24 protein-coding genes are annotated in these 21,389 nt (G+C 65.6%); 13 read left to right on the plus strand and 11 right to left on the minus strand.

From position 1 onward, the window contains the following. The first annotated feature begins 111 nt into the window (after positions 1-111). The 4 genes from ACI2KK_RS17270 to ACI2KK_RS17285 all read left to right on the plus strand — a co-directional run bounded on the left by ACI2KK_RS17270 (position 112) and on the right by ACI2KK_RS17285 (position 6,160). Entirely contained in the window at positions 112-1,164 is a 1,053-nt protein-coding gene (locus tag ACI2KK_RS17270) for an NAD(P)-dependent alcohol dehydrogenase (protein ID WP_217839183.1), read from the plus strand. Positions 1,165-1,288: 124 nt separating this feature from the next. Continuing rightward, positions 1,289-1,729 (plus strand): DcrB-related protein, encoded by a 441-nt coding sequence (locus tag ACI2KK_RS17275; protein ID WP_404669807.1) that lies wholly within the window; start codon positions 1,289-1,291, stop codon positions 1,727-1,729. Between the two features lie 13 nt (positions 1,730-1,742). Beyond that, positions 1,743-5,855: an RHS repeat-associated core domain-containing protein gene (locus ACI2KK_RS17280; protein ID WP_404669808.1), complete on the plus strand. Its 4,113-nt coding sequence runs from the start codon at positions 1,743-1,745 to the stop codon at positions 5,853-5,855. Between the two features lie 5 nt (positions 5,856-5,860). Then, positions 5,861-6,160: a hypothetical protein gene (locus ACI2KK_RS17285; RefSeq protein WP_404669809.1), complete on the plus strand. Its 300-nt coding sequence runs from the start codon at positions 5,861-5,863 to the stop codon at positions 6,158-6,160. Between the two features lie 198 nt (positions 6,161-6,358). Here the strand turns inward: ACI2KK_RS17285 and ACI2KK_RS17290 are convergent, their stop codons facing one another. Then, positions 6,359-7,675, minus strand: coding sequence for a hypothetical protein (locus ACI2KK_RS17290; protein ID WP_404669810.1), 1,317 nt, complete (start codon positions 7,673-7,675; stop codon positions 6,359-6,361). 208 nt (positions 7,676-7,883) lie between these two features. On the opposite strand from ACI2KK_RS17290, the gene ACI2KK_RS17295 reads away from it, so the two are divergent. Further along, complete coding sequence (locus ACI2KK_RS17295) at positions 7,884-9,068, plus strand: sugar transporter (protein ID WP_404669811.1); 1,185 nt, start codon at positions 7,884-7,886, stop codon at positions 9,066-9,068. Between the two features lie 507 nt (positions 9,069-9,575). Here ACI2KK_RS17295 and ACI2KK_RS17300 read toward each other — a convergent pair. Then, the gene (locus ACI2KK_RS17300) at positions 9,576-9,731 is read right to left on the minus strand and encodes a hypothetical protein (protein WP_217884689.1); all 156 of its coding nucleotides are present in this window, start codon (positions 9,729-9,731) and stop codon (positions 9,576-9,578) included. 158 nt (positions 9,732-9,889) lie between these two features. On the opposite strand from ACI2KK_RS17300, the gene ACI2KK_RS17305 reads away from it, so the two are divergent. Together ACI2KK_RS17305 and ACI2KK_RS17310 are read left to right on the plus strand one after the other, a co-directional pair. After that, on the plus strand, positions 9,890-10,270 hold the full coding sequence (locus ACI2KK_RS17305) for a GFA family protein (protein WP_404669812.1): 381 nt from the start codon (positions 9,890-9,892) through the stop codon (positions 10,268-10,270). Then, entirely contained in the window at positions 10,267-10,668 is a 402-nt protein-coding gene (locus ACI2KK_RS17310; RefSeq protein ID WP_404669813.1) for a hypothetical protein, read from the plus strand. Before ACI2KK_RS17305 ends, ACI2KK_RS17310 begins: the two co-directional genes overlap by 4 nt. Here the strand turns inward: ACI2KK_RS17310 and ACI2KK_RS17315 are convergent. Continuing rightward, complete coding sequence (locus ACI2KK_RS17315; protein ID WP_404669814.1) at positions 10,665-11,282, minus strand: LysE family transporter; 618 nt, start codon at positions 11,280-11,282, stop codon at positions 10,665-10,667. The two genes, ACI2KK_RS17310 and ACI2KK_RS17315, sit on opposite strands and share 4 nt — an antisense overlap. A 94-nt stretch (positions 11,283-11,376) precedes the next feature. Here ACI2KK_RS17315 and ACI2KK_RS17320 point away from each other — a divergent pair, with 94 nt between their 5' ends. From ACI2KK_RS17320 to ACI2KK_RS17345, 6 genes are all read left to right on the plus strand, one after another. Then, a complete protein-coding gene (locus tag ACI2KK_RS17320) occupies positions 11,377-11,634 on the plus strand; it encodes a helix-hairpin-helix domain-containing protein (RefSeq protein ID WP_404669815.1) in 258 nt (85 codons plus the stop codon). Between the two features lie 51 nt (positions 11,635-11,685). Further along, positions 11,686-11,904 (plus strand): MbtH family protein, encoded by a 219-nt coding sequence (locus tag ACI2KK_RS17325; protein WP_217839174.1) that lies wholly within the window; start codon positions 11,686-11,688, stop codon positions 11,902-11,904. A gap of 2 nt (positions 11,905-11,906) precedes the next feature. Next, complete coding sequence (locus ACI2KK_RS17330) at positions 11,907-12,626, plus strand: thioesterase II family protein (protein WP_404669816.1); 720 nt, start codon at positions 11,907-11,909, stop codon at positions 12,624-12,626. A 57-nt stretch (positions 12,627-12,683) separates the two neighbouring features. Further along, positions 12,684-13,235, plus strand: a complete 552-nt coding sequence (locus ACI2KK_RS17335; protein ID WP_369986967.1) for an isochorismatase family protein — start codon at positions 12,684-12,686, stop codon at positions 13,233-13,235. Between the two features lie 77 nt (positions 13,236-13,312). Continuing rightward, positions 13,313-13,981, plus strand: a complete 669-nt coding sequence (locus ACI2KK_RS17340) for a hypothetical protein (protein WP_404669817.1) — start codon at positions 13,313-13,315, stop codon at positions 13,979-13,981. Positions 13,982-14,040: 59 nt separating this feature from the next. Then, positions 14,041-15,123, plus strand: coding sequence for a DUF1615 domain-containing protein (locus tag ACI2KK_RS17345; RefSeq protein WP_404669841.1), 1,083 nt, complete (start codon positions 14,041-14,043; stop codon positions 15,121-15,123). Positions 15,124-15,267: 144 nt separating this feature from the next. Here ACI2KK_RS17345 and ACI2KK_RS17350 read toward each other — a convergent pair whose 3' ends face one another. From ACI2KK_RS17350 to ACI2KK_RS17385, 8 genes are read right to left on the minus strand one after another with little or no spacing between them, the layout of a single operon-like run. Then, on the minus strand, positions 15,268-16,149 hold the full coding sequence (locus ACI2KK_RS17350) for a metal ABC transporter solute-binding protein, Zn/Mn family (protein ID WP_404669818.1): 882 nt from the start codon (positions 16,147-16,149) through the stop codon (positions 15,268-15,270). Further along, positions 16,146-17,045 carry a metal ABC transporter permease gene (locus ACI2KK_RS17355; RefSeq protein ID WP_404669819.1) on the minus strand — a complete coding sequence of 300 codons (900 nt, stop codon included), beginning with the start codon at positions 17,043-17,045 and terminating at the stop codon, positions 16,146-16,148. Before ACI2KK_RS17355 ends, ACI2KK_RS17350 begins: the two co-directional genes overlap by 4 nt. Then, positions 17,045-17,791: a metal ABC transporter ATP-binding protein gene (locus tag ACI2KK_RS17360; protein ID WP_404669820.1), complete on the minus strand. Its 747-nt coding sequence runs from the start codon at positions 17,789-17,791 to the stop codon at positions 17,045-17,047. The genes ACI2KK_RS17355 and ACI2KK_RS17360 overlap by 1 nt, the downstream gene beginning before the upstream one ends. Beyond that, positions 17,788-18,696 (minus strand): metal ABC transporter substrate-binding protein, encoded by a 909-nt coding sequence (locus ACI2KK_RS17365; protein WP_404669821.1) that lies wholly within the window; start codon positions 18,694-18,696, stop codon positions 17,788-17,790. Before ACI2KK_RS17365 ends, ACI2KK_RS17360 begins: the two co-directional genes overlap by 4 nt. 16 nt (positions 18,697-18,712) lie before the next feature. After that, on the minus strand, positions 18,713-19,282 hold the full coding sequence (locus ACI2KK_RS17370) for a DUF6162 family protein (protein WP_404669822.1): 570 nt from the start codon (positions 19,280-19,282) through the stop codon (positions 18,713-18,715). Continuing rightward, a complete protein-coding gene (locus tag ACI2KK_RS17375; RefSeq protein ID WP_217839164.1) occupies positions 19,279-19,596 on the minus strand; it encodes a hypothetical protein in 318 nt (105 codons plus the stop codon). Before ACI2KK_RS17375 ends, ACI2KK_RS17370 begins: the two co-directional genes overlap by 4 nt. Continuing rightward, positions 19,593-20,132: a thiamine pyrophosphate-binding protein gene (locus ACI2KK_RS17380; protein WP_404669823.1), complete on the minus strand. Its 540-nt coding sequence runs from the start codon at positions 20,130-20,132 to the stop codon at positions 19,593-19,595. The genes ACI2KK_RS17375 and ACI2KK_RS17380 overlap by 4 nt, the downstream gene beginning before the upstream one ends. Next, a complete protein-coding gene (locus ACI2KK_RS17385; RefSeq protein ID WP_404669824.1) occupies positions 20,129-21,313 on the minus strand; it encodes a PepSY-associated TM helix domain-containing protein in 1,185 nt (394 codons plus the stop codon). The genes ACI2KK_RS17380 and ACI2KK_RS17385 overlap by 4 nt, the downstream gene beginning before the upstream one ends. Positions 21,314-21,389: the final 76 nt, after the last annotated feature.

Raw genomic sequence — 21,389 nt, forward strand, 5'->3', positions numbered from 1 at the left:
GCGAAGTTCCGGAGAATCAGGCATGCATGCCGGAGAATCGGCGGTGGGCGCGGGCCGCGCCTGCGCGGAAAATGGCGCCACCTGAACCGTTTCACTCTCCGAGGTGCCCCCATGTATACCGCAATCGGTTACGCCGCCCAGACCCCCACCAGCCCCCTGGCCCCCATGACCTTCCAGCGCCGCAGCCCGCGCGCGGACGATGTGGCCATCGAGATTCTCTACTGTGGCGTGTGCCACTCCGACATCCACCAGGCGCGCAACGAGTGGGGCATTGCCGTGTACCCGCTGATGCCGGGCCACGAGATCGTCGGCCGGGTCACGGCGGTGGGCGAGAAGGTTACCGGCCACAAGGTCGGCGACCTGGTGGGTGTGGGCTGCATGGTCGATTCGTGCCGCCAGTGCGCTGCGTGCAGCCAGGATGAGGAGCAATACTGCCTCGCCGGCCCGACCATGACCTACGCCACCCCCGACCGGGTCGACGGCAGCAACACCATGGGCGGCTATTCCAGCAGCATCGTGGTCAGCGAGCACTTCGTGCTGCGCATTCCGCAAGGCCTGGACCTGGCCAGCGCCGCGCCGATCCTGTGTGCCGGCATCACCACCTACTCGCCGCTCAAGGCGCACGGTGTGGGCCCCGGCCACAAGGTCGGCGTGCTCGGCATGGGCGGCCTGGGCCACATGGGCATCAAGTTCGCCAAGGCCCTGGGCGCTGAAGTGACCCTGTTCACCCGCTCGGCAAGCAAGGCCGAAGAGGCCCGCCGCCAGGGCGCCGACCATGTGATCGTGTCCACCGACGCCGAGCAGATGGCCGCTGCTGCCGGCCACTTCGACTTCCTGCTCGACACCATTCCGGTGCAGCACGACCTCAACCCGTACCTGCAAACCCTCACCTTCGGTGGCGTGCACATTCTGGTGGGCCTGATCGAGCCGGTCGAGCCGCCGGTACATGCCGCCAACCTAGTGATGCAGCGCCGGGTGCTGGCCGGCTCGTTGATCGGCGGCATCGCCGAAACGCAAGAAGTGCTGGATTTCTGCGCCGAGCACGGCATCAGCTGCGATATCGAGATGCTCGACATCCGCAACATCAACCAGGCCTACGAGCGCATGATCGTGGGTGATGTGAAGTACCGTTTCGTTATCGACATGGCTACTTTGCAAGCTTGACGGCCTCGCGTCATGCCAGGCCCTTGATGACTGCGCAAAATCGCTTGCCTTGGACGGGGCGGTTGGCAGGTAGACCTTCGATGGTTACTATCGCCGCCGTCCCTGGCGCGCAAGGAATGCCGACATGTCCCAACTCTCCCCTCTGGTCTGTACCTTCAATGAAGGTAGCGTCAGTGTTCCTTCAGGCTACCGTGACAACACGGTCAATGCGCTTGTCCCAGGCGGGGCTGGCGGCGCGGCTTTCAATATTGCCCGTGATTGCCTGGAGGCGGACGAAGCGCTGCAGGCCTATGTCGAGCGTCAGCTCAAGCTGATGCGTCAGCATCTTTCCGGTTGGCAACAGCGCGATCGACTTGACGCCTGGCTGGGTGAGCAACGCCTACCGGGATTGCGCGTACAGGCCACCTACTTGCGTGGACAGCAACGCATCGACCAGGTTCAGGCGGTGTTCAGCCCTGTGCCGGGCCAGGTACTGGTGTTCACGGCAAGCCGCTCCGATAACCTGCACGAGCACGATTTGGAAACTTTCGACGCCCTACTGTCCAGCTTCGTGCCGGCCAGCTAAGCGAGGGCGAGCGATGTTCGAGGCGGCCCGGGTCGGCGACGAGATCGCCCACTCCAATGCGTTGGTCGGCATGATTGCCGGCACGGTAGTCGGTGGCTTGATCGCGGCGGCCGGCGGCATTGCCGCCAGTGCGCTGTTCGTTGCCGGGCTGGCGGCGTCCTGCATCGGCGTGGGCGTACTGCTGGTCGGGGCCAGTTTTCTAGTGGGTTACCTGACCGCAGAGGCTGCCACGGCAGCACGTGACAGCATCGCCGAGGCGGGGGCGGCGAGCAGCCGTGTGACGGGCAACCTGACCACCGGCTCCAGCAATGTCTTCATCAATGGTCGAGCCGCCACGATGGCGACGCTCAGCCAGCTTGCCTGTCGCGACGATGGCCCCACCCGTCAGATGGCCCAGGGCTCCTCGAAGGTGTTCATCAACGGCATGCCTGCCTCGCGGCTGGGCGACAGAACCAATTGCGATGCCAAAGTGGCCAGCGGGTCCGGCAATGTGTTCATTGGCGGGGAGGCTGTTGATACCTTGGTGATCGAGCCCGAAGTACCGCCCTGGTTGGGCAAGGTTTCTGACCTGACGCTGCTGCTGGCGGGGCTGTTGGGCGGTATCAGTGGGGCACCGGCCAAGCTGGGGGCATTGGCTCGCCTGCCAGGTATCGCCAAGCTGCTGCGAGTCGCCTGCCGCGTCGGGCGCGTAGGCCTAGCCGCGTCGGTGGGCGGTATTCTGGCGCGGCCTGTGGATGTGGTCAGTGGGCAGAAGTTTCTGGCCGGCGAGCAAGAGCTGGACTTCACCTTGCCAGGCCACCTGCCCCTTCGCTGGCAACGCTACTGGCGCAGTGGCGATGTGTTGGGCGGCGTGCTCGGTGCTGGGTGGAATATCTTCTGGGAAAGCTGGCTGGCACGCGGCGAAGACGGTGTACTTTGGCGTGCCCCTAACGGTGATTGCGTCGCGCTGCCGCTGCTGCCAGCCGGCGAGCGGTACTACTGTCCGCACCAGCAGCAATGGTTTGAGCACCAGCCGCAGGGCGGCTGGCTTATACGAGATGCTAGCGGGGAAACCTGGCACTACCCCGAGCTGCCCGCCGATGGTCGTGCCTACCTGCAGCGCCAGGCGTTGCCCTGCGGGCATGCCCTGGTGTTTGCCCGCCATGCGGACGGTAGCCTGCACGAACTGGTCGACAACAGCGGTTTGCGAGTGCAATGCCGATACCAGCAGGGTCGCCTGGCCGGCGCCTGGCTGCAGGATGGCACCTGCCTGGTGCAGTACGCCTATGACAGCACCGGCCAGCTATGCGAGGTGACCGGGCGGGGCGGGCTGCTGCTGCGCCGGTACACCTGGCAGGATGGCCTGATGGCCAGCCACGAAGACAGCCGCGGCCTGCGCTGCGAGTACCGCTGGCAGGAAATCGACCTGCTGCCCAGGGTGGTCGGCTATGCCAACAACGCCGGGGAGCGACTTGATATTCACTACGACTTTGCGGGCTTGCGCCGTCAAGTACATCGCGAAGATGGCGCCAGCGCATCCTGGTGTGTTGATGAGCACGGCAATGTGCTGGCATTCACTGATTTTGACGGGCGCACTACGAGCCTTGCGTATCAGGAAGGCATCCCAAGCGTATTCACCTTGCCGGGAGGCCGTAGCCTGCGTGTCGAGTGGGACGCGTTCGGGCGGGTGCTTGCCCAGACCGATGCGTTGGGCCAGCGCACGGCGTACCAGTGGCTGCGGCTGACCGACCGAGTGCTGCGTATCACCCACCCGGACGGCAGCAGTGAAGGTTACGAATACGACGATAAACTACGCCTGCTTAGCGAAACCGACGCGCTTGGACAGGTGCGCCGCTATGCGTATGCCGGCGCGCAGGCACCTGCTCCAGAGCGGATCATCGGCCCTGACGGCGGCGTGGTCCGGCTGCAGTGGACTGCGCAGGGCCTGTTGTGCGCCCGCACTGACTGTTCAGGGCATACCCAACGGCAGGCCTATGACCGATTCGGGCAACTGCTGCAGGTTGAAGACGCACTGGGCCAGAAAACCCGGCTGAGTTGGAGCGAGGCCGGGCAGTTGCTGGCCATTCAGGCAGCCGATGGCCGCTGCGAACGCTTCCAGTGGCGCGGCCAGGACCTGCTGGAGTCCTGGGCCGATGCACAGGGTGGGGTCATTAGCTGGCGCTACGACGTTTTGGGTGGTGTGCAGTCTCGCACTGACCGGCTGGGCAGGGTACTGCGCTGCCAGCACGATCCGCGTGGGCTGTTGCTGCGGCTGGACAACGGTAACGGCGGGCATTACCACTTCAGCCACGATGCCGCAGGCCGCTTGCTCGAGGAGCGCCGGCCCGACGGCACCGGTTACCGCTTGCAGTGGGATGATCGCGGGTTTGCATGCGCCCGTAGCGAGTTCGCCTGCACTGAGCAGGGCCAGCGGCTGGAGCGCCATACGCAGTTGTGGTTTGACGATGGCGGGCAGTTGCTGGGCCATGCCGATGACGACGCGCATTGGCGCTACCAGCGTGATGCGTGCGGGCGAGTGCTTGAGTTGCAGCGCACGCCCACGGTCAAAGGCTTGGCCATCGGCGTGGTACAGGATTGCCTCGCCTGGCGCTATGATCGAGCAGGGCAGATGCTCAGCGAGGAAGGGGCGCAGGGCACGATTGAATTTCAGTACGACGCCTTGGGTTACCTGAGTGGCCTGAAAACGCCGGCAGGTGATCGCCTGCAATGGCTGCGCTACGGGGCCGGGCATGCCCTGGCGATAGCCTTCAACGGGGAAGAAGTCAGTAGCTTCACGCGCGATGCATTGCACCGTGAACGCTCGCGTACCTTGGGCCCGCTGACCCAGCAGCGCAGCTTGGGCCCGGACGGTCAGTTGAGCGAGGTCTTCAGCCACCTTGGCGACCCGCAGGCGTGCCTGCTGACTCGCCAATACGGTTTTGATGGCCGTGCCTACCCCGCGACGATAACCGACAACCTGCGCGGTACGCAGCAGTTCGGGCATGACGCCGAGGGGCGCCTGGTGAGCCATGCCTTGCTTGAAACAGGACAAATGCAGGTGTTTCGTTTCGACGCTGCCGACAATTTGCTGGGTCGCCATGACCAGCAGGCCTACCCGGACAATCGGGTGGGCCAGGTACATGGGGTGGTTTGCCGCCATGATGCCTGGGGCAACCTGGTCGAGCGGCGCGACGGGGCGCTTTACCAGCACTATCGTTACGACGCTGGTAACCGCCTGCTGCACGCTCATGGCGTTGGACCGCAAGGGCGTTTCGAAGCGCACTACCAATATGATGCGCTGGGGCGACGGGTTGCCAAGCAGGTACGCATCGAGCAGGGCCAGGCGGCACAAACATCGCGGGTGAGCTTCACCTGGCAGGGCGGGCGCTTACTGCAGGAGCAAACGGAGCAGGGTGTTCGTCGTACCTACGTCTATGACCCGGCTGATGCTTGGAACCCGCTGGCGCGTATCGACCAGGCAGCCGGCGGTGAGGTGCTGGCGCGGTATTGGTTCCATACCGAAGTCAACGGCTTGCCCCTTGAACTTACCGATCAGCAGGGTGAGGTGCGATGGAGCGGCAGTTACCAACCTTGGGGCCAATTGGTGGGGCAGGTACCTGGTAGCCACCGGCTGCGCAGCGGCCAGGCGCCGATTGACCAGCCGCTGCGCTTTGCCGGGCAGTATCAAGATGGCGAAACCGGGTTGCACTACACGCTCAACCGTTATTACGACCCCGGTTGTGCGCGCTTTGTCAGCCAGGACCCGGTTGGCCTGCTGGGTGGGCTGAACCTTTACCAGTACGCACCAAGCCCGCTGCTGTGGATCGACCCGCTGGGCCTTGCGAACATACGGCTGCGCCACTACACCAGCAACAAAGGCTTCGCCGGCATCAAGGAGTCCGGGGTGATCAAGGCCAGCGATCAAAACTCGGTGTTTGCGGTAAAGGCCAAGGGCAAGCCGTTAAGTGGCCCCGATGCCGAGGACCGGTTCAAGATCAAGCGTGGGCATGGCCGCAACTATATCGAGTTCGATGTCGATGAAAGTCGCGCGGTGTTCCAGAAGAACCAACTGGGCGTAGAAGAGTACAAGATCAAGGGTGATGTGCATCTCGACCCGAAAACCACCAAGTTCATCAGCAGGTGCTAATTCGCATGGACACTCAGACACTCATGGGGCTGCTCGACGACATCGAGCAGATCGTGCCGGTTATCGACCATATCGGCTCGGGCTTCGACGATGCCGAGCAAACGGCGTTGGCATTGTTGCTGTTTTTCAAGCAGCGCAAGGTGCTGGACAGGCTTTCTGGCATGCGCAAGGCGTTGACCCTAGAGTTGCAGGCCCAGTTGTCGCCCGCGGCAATCGAGCAGTGGGAAGAAACCGAAATCGACTATTGGAAACCGCCCTACGGGCTGGACCGCGAGCAGTTGCTGAAACTGATCGACAAGAGCTGACCTGGTCGCCTTTGGGCCGCTGCAGTCTGGCGCCCTGGCAAGGCCGCTACCAAAGGATGGCGCCAAGCCTGAATCCTGCGTTGTGCCTATTGAGGCCGGCTTGCCGGCGATGAGGCCGGGCCTGCCTGAACAGACCTGACGGCCCCATCGCCGGCAAGCCGGCTCCTACAGGACCGCGACCAGCCTGAAACCTGCGCCTTACCAGGCCAACGGCCGCTCGAACCCCTTCCAGCACACCCAGCGCCGCACCTCGCCATGCGCCCCGGTACCGATCTGCCATGCCGGCCGCCGGGTATCCAGGGCAATCACCGAAATGAACCCTGCATAACTGGCCGCCACCAAGGTGCGCCCATCGGCACTGATGTCCATGGCGCTGATGGTCGAACCCAGAAAGTGCTGCCAGTGTTCCGCCCCGTCCTCACCGAACGCACGCAAGTAACCATGGGCATCGCCGACGATGTACTCGCCCTGGCGCGCCACACCGGCATACAGCCGGGCGCCGTCCTGCAGCACGGGCGTGCGCGCATCCTCGCTGTAGTGCTCGGTGTCCAGCCCCGGCAGGCCGGCTACCCGCACCCCGACGCTGGCGCCGTGGTAGAAGTGGCAGGCGTTGAGCAGCAGCTGGTCACCCGTCTGGTTGAACAACGCAAAATGCGGGTACTCGCTGGCCGGGCCGACCACTGCCAGCAGCTGCAGTTGCTCGCCCAGCACCAGGTGGCGCCCGCATTGCTCGCCCAGGGCGAGCAGCCGGCCGTCCGGTGACATCGCCACGTGCTGCATGCACAGGCCCAGGCCGACGTCGTCCGGGTCGGTGCCGGCGTCCAGTTCTTCGAGGATGTCCTCGGCGCGGGGCAGCAGGCGCGTGGCGCCGTCGGCGGTCAGCACGAAGATGCCGTCGCTGCTGGCCAGCAGCACCCGCTGGCCGTCAGGGAAGGGCAGCAGCGCGGTAGGGCGTGGCGGCATGTCCAGGGGCTCGAACGGGAAGCCTTCAGGCAGCCCCTCAAGGCCGTGGGGCCAGGGCAGGCGGGCCACCAGCGGGCCGCCCCAGCCATCGGTCACGCGCACGCCCTCGCTGTTGGCCAGGGCGTAGAAGCGCCGCTGCGGGCAGCGGCCGAAAAAATCGACGCCGATCACCGGAGTTACCGCATCGCCATCGAGGCGCAGCACCTGGCCCTTTTCGAACGGCTTGCCGATGCGTGCCAGCAGGCTGCCGTCATCGAGCAGTAACACCTGGTCAACCCCCTGGGCCTGTTCCTCCAGCAATGGCAGCAGCGGCAGGTGTGCCGGTGGCCAGGCCTCGCGGAACAGCTGGCGCTGCTGCTCGCTGGTGCCTGGCCGGTTGATCGCCACCAGCGCCGCGCGCCAGGCGTCGAGCAGGTGCGCAGTGTCGGGGGTGGCGGGTTCCTCGAGGTTGTCCCAACCTTGCGCGCGGCCTTGCGCCACATACAGGTTGATCGCCTCGGCGTAGGCCAGCACGGCCTCGCGCCACTGCTGCTGCGGGTGTTGCTTGTCCATGGGCGGATCGGGCTCCTTGTTCCGCGTTGTTGCTGGCAGTCGCGCCATAAAAGCGTGCATGGTACTCCGTCCGCCAGCGAGGTTGTGAGGCCCGGGCTTGATGCGTACCATGGCTGCATCCTACTAATAACCAAGCGTGCTTCGCCCAAGCCCCAGGCTGGCTGTCGATGCGCGTGCTGTTGCCTTGTCTGCGAGGAATGCGTTTTTCATGAATGGTCCGGTCCCCACCTCAATGCCGCCCACCGCCGGCAGCGGCAGTTGGCTGAGCGTCATCGCGCTGGCCCTGGCGGCGTTCATCTTCAATACCACCGAGTTCGTGCCGGTGGCGCTGCTCAGCGACATCGGCCGCAGCTTCGACATGAGCACCGCCCAGGTGGGCCTGATGCTGACCATCTACGCCTGGGTGGTGGCGCTGGCATCCTTGCCGATGATGCTGATGACCCGCAACGTCGAACGCCGCCGGCTGCTGTTGTTCGTGTTCCTGGTGTTCATCGTCAGCCACCTGCTGTCGTGGGTGGCGCAGAGCTTTGCCATGCTGCTGGTCAGCCGCATCGGCATTGCCCTGTCCCATGCCGTGTTCTGGGCCATCACCGCGTCCCTGGCGGTGCGTGTGGCGCCGCCGGGGCAGCAGGCCAAGGCCCTCGGGCTGCTGGCCACCGGCACAACGCTGGCGATGGTCATGGGTATCCCGCTGGGGCGGGTGGTGGGCGAGGCGCTGGGCTGGCGGGTGACCTTTTTGTGCATCGCCGGGGTGGCGCTGGCCACCATGCTGTGCCTGATGAAGTCGCTGCCGTTGCTGCCCAGCCAGAACTCGGGCTCGCTGCGCAGCCTGCCGATCTTGTTCAAGCGCCCGGCGCTGGTCATCACCTACCTGCTGGTGACCCTGGTGATTACCGCGCAGTTCACCGCCTACAGCTACATCGAGCCGTTCGCCCTGCATGTGGCGCAGATCGGCGGCGAGCGCACCACCTTGCTGCTGTTGCTGTTCGGCGGTGCCGGGGTGTTCGGTTCGCTGCTGTTCAGCCGCTACAGCGAACGCTTCCCCCATGGGTTTCTGCTGGGCGCCATCGGTGCGCTGGCGGCGTGCCTGCTGTTGCTGCTGCCGCTGTCGGGCAACTTCTACCTGTTTGCCGGTTTGAGCATGGTGTGGGGCGTGGCGATCTTGAGTTTCAGTCTGTCGCTGCAGTCCAAGACCCTGAAGCTGGCGTCCGATGCTACCGACGTGGCCATGGCGCTGTTCTCGGGCATCTACAACATCGGCATCGGCGGCGGTGCGCTGCTGGGCAGCATTGTCAGCAGCCAATTGGGCGTGGCTGATATCGGGTTGGTGGGGGGCGGTGTGGCGTTGGTCGGGTTGGCGCTGGCGTTGGCCGGCAGCCGGCGGTTGCGTTAGGCGGGCGCCGGCTTCATTGCAGGCTGGTGCCGAGGATCTTGTAAGATGCGCATGGCTGAAGGTCGGTGGGTTTCTGTGGGACGGTTTGTATATTGCGATGTGCGCTGTTGTTTGTTTTGAAAGTCGTACGCGCATTCATTATTTTTATTGACGCTTATTCACCTTTCCGCCCTTACGGCGGGTTACTTTTTTTCGTGGAAAAAAGTAACCAAAAACCGTGCGCTCCATTCATCCGGCCCCTGCGCTGCGCTCCGGGGTACCCTCACTCCGGAGCAAGCCCGGAGCGAGGGAACCCCCGAAGCGCAGCGTAGGGGGCCGGATGATGGGAGCAGGGCGGCTTTGGTTACTTTGGCCGGGGGCGCCGAGCCGCGACCAAAGTAACCCGCCGTAAGGGCGGAAAGGTGACGAAAAGCCGCTATCGTCAACGAATGCGCATACATCTCCAAAAGCAATCACCCTGGCCTATAACCCCGCCCGCCCCCCGGCAGCCAGGCACCAAACCACCCCCTACCGCAAAAACGGATTACGCAACCGTACCCAAACTACAGCCGGCAGCGCCATCAGCAGCCACTTCAGGTACTTGTTCACCCCGAACTGTTCGCACAGCACCCCAATGACCGTGCAAACCACGACCACCGCCATAAACTCGATCATCTTGTGCATGGAGATTGTTCCGTCATAGCCGCAAGTAAGAGGGCGCGCACTTTAGCAGGTGCATCCGGCGACGGCGTACACGGCATTGCGCAGTAACATTTTCAACCTTTACACCTGAGCCCCTTGGGCTAACGTCCCGGCTGCCCTCATTGCCCGGACCTCACCCCATGCCCACCTTCCACGGCGGTTGCCTGTGCGGCCGCATCCGCTTTCGTGCCAGCGGCACACCGCGCTTTCCCCACACCTGCTCCTGCCATATGTGCCAGCGCCACTCCGGCAGCCTGACCCTGTGCTGGGTCGAGTTCGACAAGATGGCGGTGCACTGGACCGGGGAGGGCGGGGCGCCCAGTTTGTACCGGTCATCCGAGCATTCCAGCCGGGCGTTCTGCCCCGCCTGTGGCAGCTCCCTCGGCGCCATCGACGACGCGCCCACCGTGGCCCTGCTGCTGGGCAGCTTCGACCGCAAGGGCGCCCCGGCACTGCGCCCGTTGAGCCATTCGTTCACCCCCTCGCGGCCACGCTGGTGGGGCGCTATTCTTGCCCGATGACCACCCAACCTGCCCAACGCCACCCATGCCCGCCCGGCGCCTGTGACTGCGGCCGTGAGCAACTGCTCGACGGCCCGGCCGAGGTGCAGCGCATCCTGCTGCTGACGCGTGATGAAGAAAAAAAGCTGCTCGAGCGCCTGGAAAACCTCAAGGACCTCGAAGACCTGCAGCGTCTGCAACAGCGCATGTACCAGAACCTCGGCCTGCGGGTGCACATCGCCCCCGGCTACAACGAGGTGCGCACCATGCGCGGCATCGTCATCGAGCTGGAAGCACTACCGGGGCTGTGCCGCAAGACCCGGCAGTCTATCCCTGCGGCGATTCGCCGGGGGTTGGAGCGTAACCCGCAAGTGGCGTTCAGGCTGCTGGACGCCCACGACCTGTTGCGTGACGCCTAGCGCATCGCCGCCAGCTTGATCCCAAACCCCACCAGGCAAGCCCCCGCCAACCGCTCCAGCAAGTTACTCACCCTTGGGTTGGCGCGCATGCGTTCGGCCAGATGGTGGGTCAGCAGCACCGCCACCAGCCCGTACAGGAAGGTCACCGTGGCCACAGTCACTGCCATGAAGGCGAAGGTGACCATGCCCTGGTGTTTCACCGGGTCGATGAACAGCGGAAAGAACGCCATGTAGAACATGATCGCCTTGGGGGTGAGCAGGGTGATCATCATGGTCTGGCGCAGGTAGCGGCCGTTGCTCATGCTGCTTTCCCGCGGCGCCGCACCGGGCTTGCTCAGCACCATGCGCAGGCCCAGCCAGGCCAGGTAAGCCGCACCGGCCCACTGCACCACATGGAAGGCCGCCGGGTACGCCGCCAGCAGCGTGGCAACACCCGCCACCGCCAGCCACATCAATACCTGATCACCCAGGATCACCCCGCAGGTGGCGGCCAGGCCGCCCTTGATGCCGCCCTTGCCGGTGGCGGTAATCAGGGCAAAGTTGCCAGGCCCCGGGATCGCCAGCAGGATGATGAAGGCAATCACGAAAGCGCCGTAGTCGGTCACGCCGAGCATGGGAAAGGTCTCCTGGGGCAGGTTGGCAGTCAGGCGTTGATATATGCCATCATCCGCGCCACTTGCAAAGCCGCAGCTCACACGGAGGTGAACCATGGCATTCAATGAACACGAGCGCAGCCAGCTGCTGGCGCTCAAGGGCGTCGGCCCGACAGTGCTGCAGCGCCTGGAGCAACTGGGCTACCACAACCTTGCGCAACTGGCCGAAGCGGACGCCGGGGATATCGTAACGGCCGCTGCCAGCTTGGTGGGCTCCAGCTGCTGGAAGAACAGCCCCCAGGCCCGCGCCGCCATCCAGGCCGCCATTGCTCATGCTCGGTTAATTTCCTGCGCACCTGCTTCGTCTTCCTGATAGCCGCCCCGCGCCCGGCGCGTCGGCCCCCATCATCCAAGGAGACAGGCAATGACTTCCGTATTCGACCGCGACGACATCGTGTTCCAGGTAGTGGTCAACCACGAAGAGCAATATTCCATCTGGCCCGACTACAAAGCCATCCCCAACGGCTGGCGCGCCGTGGGCAAGAGCGGCCTGAAAAAAGACTGCCTGGCCTACATCGACGAAGTCTGGACCGACATGCGCCCGCTGAGCCTGCGCCAGCAGATGGCAGCCGCGGCCCAGTGACAGTGGCCATGCTGAACCTGCTGTGCCTGCCGTACTCCGGGGCCAGCGCCATGGTCTACAGCCGCTGGCGGCGCAAGCTGCCGGCCTGGCTGCAGGTGCGCCCGGTGGAGCTGCCCGGGCGCGGTGCGCGTTTGGGCGAGGAACCCTTCACCGACATGCAGGCCCTGGCGCGCAAGCTGGCCGACGAGCAGCGCCTGGCCGCCGCTGCGCCCTATGCGCTGCTCGGCCATAGCCTGGGGGCGCTGCTGGCCTTCGAGCTGGCCCACGAACTGCAAGCGCTGGGTTGCCCGCCGCCGGTCGCATTGTTCGCCTGTGGCACGGCAGCGCCGACCCGCCGCGAGGACTACGACAACGGCAACTGGCGCGAACCCAAGAGCGACCCCGAGCTCAAGGCCGAGCTGCACAAGCTGGGCGGCACCCCGCAAGAGGTGCTGGCCAATGACGAGCTGATGAGCCTGACGCTGCCGGTGCTGCGTGCAGACTTCTTGCTGTGCGGGCGCTACGCCTACCGCCAGCGCCCGCCGCTGCGTTGCCCGTTGCATGTGCTGGGTGGCGAAAGCGACCGGGCGAATGCCGAGCAGTTGCAGGCCTGGGGCAAGGAAACTCTCGGCCCGTTCAGCCTGGACATGTTCCCCGGCGGGCACTTCTTCATCCATGAACATGAAGACGCGGTGCTGGGCTTGCTCAGTGCCACCCTCGAGCCGCACCGGCTCAGTGCTTGATTGACGCCTGCGTTTGCCTGGGGGAGGCTAGACGCTTTCCCAGGCAAGGCACAGACAATGCTGATTGACTCATCCAAGGCCACGCTGCTGGTGGTCGACATCCAGGAAAAACTCATCGGTGCCATGAGCGACCCCGCCGGCACCGCCGCCCGGGCCCGCTGGCTGCTGGCCGCCACCGCGGACCTCGAGTTGCCCACGGTTATTTCCGAGCAATACCCCAAAGGCCTGGGCCACACCCTCGAGGCGTTGAAGGCTGCCGCGCCTGCTGCTGAAATTGTCGAAAAACTGCATTTCTCCTGCGTCGCCGCCGAGTGCCTGCCGGCCAGCCTGCTGGCCCGCGAGCAGGTGATCGTGTGCGGCATGGAAACCCACGTCTGCGTGCTGCAGACCGTGCTTGGCCTGCGTGAGCTGGGCAAGCAGGTATTCGTGGTCGAGGATGCCTGCGACAGCCGCAGCGCCGCCAGCAAGGCAGCGGGCCTGGCGCGCATGCGTGACGCCGGGGCGCACATCGTCACCCGCGAAATGGTGCTGTTCGAGCTGATGGGCAGCGCCAGCCACCCGCAGTTCAGGCATATCAGCAAAACCTACCTGGTGGGTGAGCAGCCCTGAGGGAAGCAGTGATGGCTTAGTGCTACGCGGTGTTTTAAAGTGCAGGCGGATTTCATTACCGCCTACAGGAAGTTGCCATGAAGACCCGCGTCATGCTGTTCGCCTCGCTGTCCCTCTGCGCCCTTGCCCCGCAGGTACTGGCTGCCCCCGCCAAGCTTGCCGAGGTGTTCAATGGTGACATGCTCGGCACCAACCTGCGTTACTTCGAATCCAAGGCCGGCATTGCCCGCACCAGCAATGGCGACAGCCACAGCTACAAGGTGCAGGGCTGCGACATCACGGCCAATGCTGCCGGTGGCACCATCAGCGAATTGCGTCTCGAGCTGTCGCCCACCTGCAAGGCCGACCTGCACAGCTTCATCGGTGATTTTGCGCCCAAGGCTGGCCAGCCACTGACCTTCGGGGCGCTGGACCAGTCCACGGGCGGTGGCGGCATCGAGTTCTACGCCGACTGCCTGCAACTGTGCGGCAATGCTGCCGACCCGTCGGTGTATGGCCTGTGGGAAGGGCCGCGGGCCATCGACTTCATGCAGGTGCTGGTGGAAGCCAAACTGGTGGACGATGCGCCGATCAAGGCCGCAAGTGACTGGGCGCAAGCCATGACCCAGGCCAAGGGCGACGATTTTGTCACCGACACGCGCTTCAACTGCGAACGCACCTTCGATGCCCAGGCCTTGCAGGCGTTCGCCAAGGTGCAGGCCACTGCCGTCACCCTGGGTACCGAGCTGAGCAAACCCGGCTGCTGATTGAAAGTGCGCGCCCACCACCGCTAGGCTTGTGTCATGCAAAGTGGAGGGCGTGAATGATGAATGGGCGGTTTGCAGCGTTGACGGTGGCAGCCCTGGCCCTGCTTCAGGGCTGCGCCGGGCACCGCGAGGAGGCCCCTGAAGCGGACCCTGCCAAGGTCCGCGCCCAGTTGCTGCGGCTGCTGCCGGCGCAGGTCAAGGACCGCGAGGGCTGGGCCAAGGACATCCAGGTGGCATTCCAGGCCCAGGGCCTGGCCCCGAGCAAGGGCAACCTGTGCGCCGTGCTGGCGGTGACCGAGCAGGAGTCCACCTTCAACGCCGACCCGCAGGTGCCCAACCTGGGGCGCATCGCCCGTGAAGAGATCGACCGCCGCGCTGCGCGCCTGCACATCCCGAAACTGCTGGTGGACGGCGCGCTGCAAACCCCGTCGAGCAACGGCAAGAGCTACCAGCAACGGCTGCAGGCAGTGCGCAGCGAGAAACAGCTCAGCGCCCTGTACGACGAGGTGATCGGCCGCCTGCCCTTGGGCCGCACGCTACTGGACGGGCTCAACCCGGTGCACACCGGCGGGCCGATGCAGGTAAGCATCGACTTTGCCGAGCAGCACACCCAAGGCTACCCCTACGACTACCAGGGCACGGTGCGCCAGGAGGTGTTCAGCCGGCGTGGCGGGATGTACTTCGGTATCGCCCACCTGCTCGGTTACCCCACCCATTACGAGCGCCCGCTGTATCGCTTCGCCGACTTCAATGCCGGCTGGTACGCCAGCCGCAACGCGGCGTTTCAGGCTGCCCTGAGCCGCGTGACTGGTGCACCGCTGGCGCTGGACGGCGACCTGATCGCCCCCGGCGCGCTGATGCCGGGCAAGACCGAAACCGCCGCGCGCACGCTGGGGTCGAAGCTGGGCTTGCGCAACCCGCAGATTCGCTCGCAACTGGAGAGGGAGGGCAGCCTGGCCCTGGAAGAGACCGACCTGTACGAAGGCGTGTTCCGCCTGGCCGAAGCCAAGGCCGGTAAAGCGTTGCCAAGGGCGGTGCTGCCCGGTATCGAGCTGAAGAGCCCGAAGATCACCCGCAAGCTGACCACGGCGTGGTTCGCAGGCAGGGTGGATGAACGCTACCAGCGCTGCATGAAGCGCTGATCGCAAGGCCGTCGCGCGCCCCTGTAGGAGCGGCCTTGTGTCGCGAAAGGGGTGCGTAGCAGCCCCAGGATCTGCGCATCCTGCAAAATTGCCGGGGCCGCTGCGCGGCCCTTTCGCGACACAAGGCCGCTCCTACAGGCGGCCTCAGCCTTGCTGCAACGCCTTCACCACCTGCTCGACACTGCTCTTGAGCCCGGCCACGGTATCTTCCGGGTCGCTCTCCACCACCAGCAGCTTCGCCCCGCCTGCAGCAATGGCCTCGGCCACCATCGCATCGGGCTGGCGGTGGTGCAGCACCAGCGCCACATCCTGGCCCTTGAGGTTGTCGGTCAGCGCTTTGAGCGCCGCCTCATCCCACTTGTCATCGGCCGGCAACGGCTGCTCCACCACATCCAGGTTCAGCCCGCTGGCGAGGTAACCCAGGCGCTCGGACAAGGTCACCACGCTCAGGTTGTCGACCTCGGCCAGTTGCGTCTGGCTGCTGGCGGTCAGCTCCAGCATCTGGCGTTTGAGCGTGGCCAGGTTGGCCTGGATCTTCGGCTTTTCAGCAGGCGACAGGCGCTCCAGGTCGTTGGCCACTACATCGGCCATGCGCCCGAGGTTGCTCGGGTTGAGCCAGGGGTAAGCGGCGAACGCCTCGTCACCCTTGACCGCGATGCCCGGCAGCGCGCCGTCCACCGGGCGCGCGGCATCGATCTCGACAATGCGGATATTGCTGCGCCGGGCCATGGGGTACAGCGGGTCGTCGCGCCAGATCGAGCGCACGCCGATTACCGCATCGGCCTTGAGCGCCGCCTTGTGCAGGCTGGCACCGCCACGGCCGCTGAAGTACGACGGCTGGCGCGTGGCTGGCAGGTTGGCCGGGGCAGCGCGGGTCAGTTGCACCTGGGTGCCCTGCAGCAGTGCGCTGGCCAGGCTGTGGGTCAGCGCCAAGGTGGTCAGCACCTGGGTGTCGGCTGCCTGGGCCAGCGCCGGCAGGCCGGCCAAAGCCAAGGTCAGGGTGAGGCGTTTGAGCATCGGGGTCATGCCGGGTTTCCTTGCAGGCGGGGTACGAGGGCGCGGGCCAGGGCAGCGAGGGCGAAGCAAACGCCGGCGACCAGGATGATCGCCGCGCCCGAGGGCACCGGCAGGTCGAAGACGATCGGCAGCAAAATGCCGAGCAGGGTACTCAGGGTGGCAATCACCACCGAGACGAAGAAAAACCCTTTGAGCGACTGGCTCACCAGGCGCGCCGCAGCCGCTGGAATGACCAGCAGTGCGCCCACCAGGATCGCCCCGATCACCTTCACTGCGGCCACGGTCACCAAAGTCACCAGCACCACGAACAGGTAGTCCAGGGTCTTCACCGCTACCCCGCGCACCGCCGCCAGCTGCGGGTTGAAGCTGGCCAGCATGATGCGGTTGTACAGCGGCACGGCCAGGGCCAGCACCAGAACGGCGACGATGCCCAGCACCAGCAGGTCCTGGCCGCTGACGGTCAGCACCGAGCCGAACAGCACGTTCTCCAGAATATGCACGTTGATCTTGCCGGCCAGCATCAGCAGCAGGCTGGCGCCCAGGGCCAGCGACACCGACAGGAACACCCCGATCAACGTATCCGGCGAAAGCCCGGTGCGGTTGCGCAGGTAGTTGAGCAAGATGCCGAACAGCAGGCAGTAACCGAACAGGCTGCCGTAGGGGCCGGTGTAGGGCTCACCCAGCAAGATGCCGATGGCAACGCCAGTCAGCGCGGCGTGGCCCACGGCTTCGGAAAAGAACGCAAAGCGCTTGACCACCACCAGGGTACCCAAACCGCCCAGCACCGGGCCGATCATCAGGCCCGCCAGCAGGGCGTTGACCACAAAACCATAGGCCAGCGCCTCGGGCAGGTAACCCGCGCTGGCCCACTGCTGGACCATTTCGCGGAAGGCGTCGTAATTCATCAGGCAAGGCTCTCGCTGCGCGGGTGAACGGAAAACAGCCCGAGCAGGCGCTCGGGGGTCAGGGCTTCGGCGGGCGGGGCGTCGAACAGCACCTGGCGGCTCAGCCCGGTGACCCGGTCGGCCAGGCGCAGCACCGCTTCCAGGTCGTGCTCGATCCACAGCACCGTGGTGCCTGCCTGGCGCCAACCCTCAAGCAACTGTTCGAACACCTGGATGCCGGCCTCGTCCAGCGCCGACATCGGCTCGTCCAGCACCAGCAACTGCGGCTCGGGGATCAGCCCCTGGGCCAGCAGCACGCGCTGGCGCTCGCCACCGGACAGCGCACCCATGCGCCGCTTGCGTTTGTCCAGCATGCCGACCCGCGCCAGCGCCGCGTCGATATCCGGGCGTACCCGCCGCGACAGCCCGAGAAACGCCGGACGGCGCTGGCACATGGCGGCCATGAAATCGTCCACGGTCATCGGCAGGCCACGGTCGAACTCCAGCGCCTGGGGCACGTAGCCGATCACCTCGCGTTCGCCCGGCCAGTGCAGGGTCAACTGGCCCTGGTGCGGCATCTGCCCGAGCAGGGTCTTGATCAGCGAACTCTTGCCGCCGCCGTTGGGGCCGACGATGGCGTGCACGCTGCCGGGGGCGACGCTGAAACGCACGTTTTCCAGGATGCGCGTGCGGCCCAGGGTCAGGTCGATGCCCTCGAACTCGATGCGCGGCCCGTGGCTGCTGACGATGTTGGCGGCGGCGGTCACGCGCGGTTCTCCTGAATGGCCTGCACCACGGTGTCGAGGTTGCGCTTCATCTCCACCTCGTATTTTTCCTTGGTGTACTCGCCATAGGAGATATGGGTCAGCGGGTAGATGCGCACGCCCGACTCACGCTGGATGGTCTCGACATAGGCCGACGGGAAGTCCATTTCCGAGAAGATCACCTTCACGTCCAGCGCCTTGAGCTGGTCGATGGTCTTTTTCAGCTGCGCAGGGCTGGGCTCGATGCCGTGGGCCGGCTCCACCACCGCGGTCACTTCCAGGCCGAAGTCGCGCACCAGGTAGTCGTAGGCGGCGTGGATGGTCGCCACGCGGAAGGTCGCACCTGGCGCCTCGGTGACCTTGGCCAGCGCCTCGGCGCGCAAGGCCCGCAGGCGCTTGGCGTAGGCGCGGGCGTTGGCCTGGTAGAACTTGGCGTTGTCCGGGTCGAGCTTGCCCAACTGGCGGGCGATGTTGTTCACCTGGGCGATGGTGGCGCTGATCGACAGGAAGGTGTGCGGGTTGACCACCTTACCGGCGCCACGGGCGGCGATGCCGGTGGCCGCCAGCAGCGGCACGTTGGCGTTGGATTCGATGGTCTGGATGCCGGGTTTTTCGCTGGCGGCGATCATGCGGTCGGCAAAATCGTCGTGGCCCACGCCATTGAGCACGATCACATCCAGGGTGCCGATGCGCTTGATGTCCTCGGCGCGCGGTTCGTAGGCGTGGGGGTTGAAACCGGCCGGAATCAACGGCACCACCTCGGCCTTGTCGCCGACGATGTTGCTCACGTAGCTGTAGTAGGGGTGCAGGGTGATGCCGATGCGCAGCGGCTTGCCGTTGTCGGCGAGGGCCAGGGCGGGCAGGGTGGCGGCCAGTAGCAGCGCCAGGGCGCGGGCGAAGCGGAGCATGGGCAGGTCCTTGAAATCAGTGGCGGTGCTGGCGGGTGACCCCGGCATCGTAGTGGGTGACGATCTGCTGCCAGCCGGCGGCGATCAGGGTGGCGGCATCGAAGGCGTCGGGGGCCACGGCGCTGCTGTCGCGGCGCAGCCACAGGTCGGCAGGGGCCTGGCCGTCGAGTGGCACGATCAGCAGGAAGCTGCCGGCCACCGCCGCGTCCAGGCTACGGCCCAGGTAGGCGTTGCCAGGCAGCTGCGACCATTGGTGGCTGCCGCGGCTCTGGCTGCTGGCATCCGCCACGAACGGCGGCAAGCCTTCATCGGCCAGGGCTTCGACGCCCGGTGCGGTGCCGGTTTCGTCGCGCAGGGCACGGATCTCGTCCGCCGCCACCCACAGGTCGGTGTGGATGCCTTGCTCGGCGGCGTTGAGGTCGCGGCGGGCATCCAGCTGGTGGGCTTCGACGGTTTGTTCGTCCTCGCGCTCGCCGCGCAGCGACACCACGCCTGCGGCCAGCAGCACAATCAGCAGCGCCGCCAGCAGCACGTACAGGGTTTCATGCCCGGCACCGGCCGGGCGCACCAGCTGTGCCCGGCTCATGGCGCACCGATGTCGGCGTGGTCGACTTCCACCACGTGGCCGGGGCCTGCATCGAACAGCACGTAGAACTCGCCGTCAGGGCGCTTGAAGGTCAGGCTGGAGTCGTCGCCCAGCTTGCTGGCCACCAGCACCTGTTCGTCGTAGCCGATCACATCCAGGGTTACCCCCGGCGCGCCGCTGCCGTCGGAGAAGCCACCCTTGCAGGTGATCTGCTCGCCGCTTTCGGTGCATTCGCACATCGGGTTATGCGCCAGCGCCGGGGTGGCGGCCAGCAGGGCGAAGGGCAGGGCGAGCCTGCGCAGCAGCTGTTTCATTTGTTGCCTCCTTGTTTCTTGAGCCAGGCCACGGTGGCCGGAGATGCGTCGGCCAATGCCACCGACGCCTGGTGCATGCTGCCGTCCCAGCCTTCGAGGGTGATCCAGACCCGCGCATCGGGCTGGGTGCGGGCCGGAATCGGCAGCGACGTGCCCATGCGGTAGGGGGTGCCGAAGAAGATGGTGCCGGCCGCGCGCAGGCTGCGTGGTTTGCCAATGCGCAGGTACACCGCCTTGATTTTTTGCTCGCAGCCGCTGCACAGGGCGGCATTGAACTGCTTGAAGTGGCCGGCCGGGCCATCGGCACGCGGCGCTTCGTCGCGCATTTCGGCAAGGTCGACGGTGTAGGGGCCCACCGCGATGGCGCTGATCGGGTGCGCACCCAGGCCGCCGTCGCCGCGGAACAGCCGCGCCTCGGCGAAATACTTGGGCATGAACCCCAGCGGGATCAGCACCAGCAGGATGTTCAGGTGGAAGCGCCACTTCAGCCACAGCTGCCGGGCACGGGTTTGCGGGGCGGTAATCGCCTGGCTCATGGGTTGGCCTCCACCACGGTTGCGGGACGTTGTTGGCGCGGCTGGCGTTCGCTGCGCTTGAGCGCGGCGGCAGTGGCCTGGGCAGTGCGCTTGCTCCAGATGAGCAGGCCGCTGAGCACCATCAATGTCAGTACCAGGCCGAAGAAGGCCCAGATCAGCTTGATCACCAGGCCGCCGAAGTCGCCGGTGTGCAGCGGGCGCATCGACTCGGTGACGAACTCCAGTGCCGAGCGGTCGGCCAGCAGGAATTGGCTGTCGACGTTGCGGGTATAGGGGTTGACCTCGGCGGTCTGGAACATCAGCGGGTACCAGCCGCGCCCGCCCATGCGCACGTGGCTGTAAGCGGTGCCGGGCAACGAGATGAAGCTGATGTCCAGGCCGGGGATCGCCGTGGTGGCAATGCGCGCGGCCTCGTCCAGGTCGATGCGCGGCGCGGGGCCGCCGTCAACCCCGGCGGGCACTTGCTCGCGGGCGATCACCGGCACGATCGGTTCGCTGGAAATGGTCACGTGGTTGTCGGCGAGGATGGCCTGGATCAGGAACCAGGTGCCGGTGATCGAGATCACCGCGATGAACCAGATCGACCATACCCCGGCCAGGCGGTGCAGGTCGCCCCAGAAGATCCGCCGCCCGTGGTTGCTGCGCGGCCACTTGAAGAAGCCGCGCCAGAACTTCTTGTACACCACAAGGCCTGTGACCAGTGATGCCAGCATGGGCAGGCCGAGCAACGAAACCAGGTACCAGCCCCAGCTGTAGCCATTGGTGAACGGCACCAGCCACCAGCCGTGCAGGGCGCGGGTGAAGGCCTCGAAGTTGAAGCTGGGGACCTTGCCCTGGATGGCGCCGGTATAGGGGTTGACGTAGAGCGTTGGCGCAGTGCCGTCGGGGAAGGTGACGCTGGCATTCAGGGCAAAGTGCGAGCCGTCCGGCTGCGACAGGGTACGCACCACCATCTGCGGCTCGGCCTTGTGCAGGGCGTCGAGCACCTGCTGGTAGCTGAGCCGCTCGGCGTCGGCCCCAGGCTTGCTGGCGCGCACGTCCGGGTTGGCCAGCCACACCAGCTCCTGGCTGACGACCGCCAGGGTGCCGGTGAAGCAGACGATGAGCACGAAGAACCAGATGGGCAGTGCCAGCCAGCTGTGAACCAGGAACCACAGCCTGGATTTCGATTGCTTTGCCATGTGAAGGATCCATCGGAAACGTGAAGGCGCGACGAAGCGCAGCGAAATCGCGCCGTTTACAGATAGGACGAATGAG

It is taken from the genome of Pseudomonas sp. NPDC089406 (assembly GCF_044900265.1).
GTDB classification, from domain to species: domain Bacteria; phylum Pseudomonadota; class Gammaproteobacteria; order Pseudomonadales; family Pseudomonadaceae; genus Aquipseudomonas; species Aquipseudomonas fakonensis.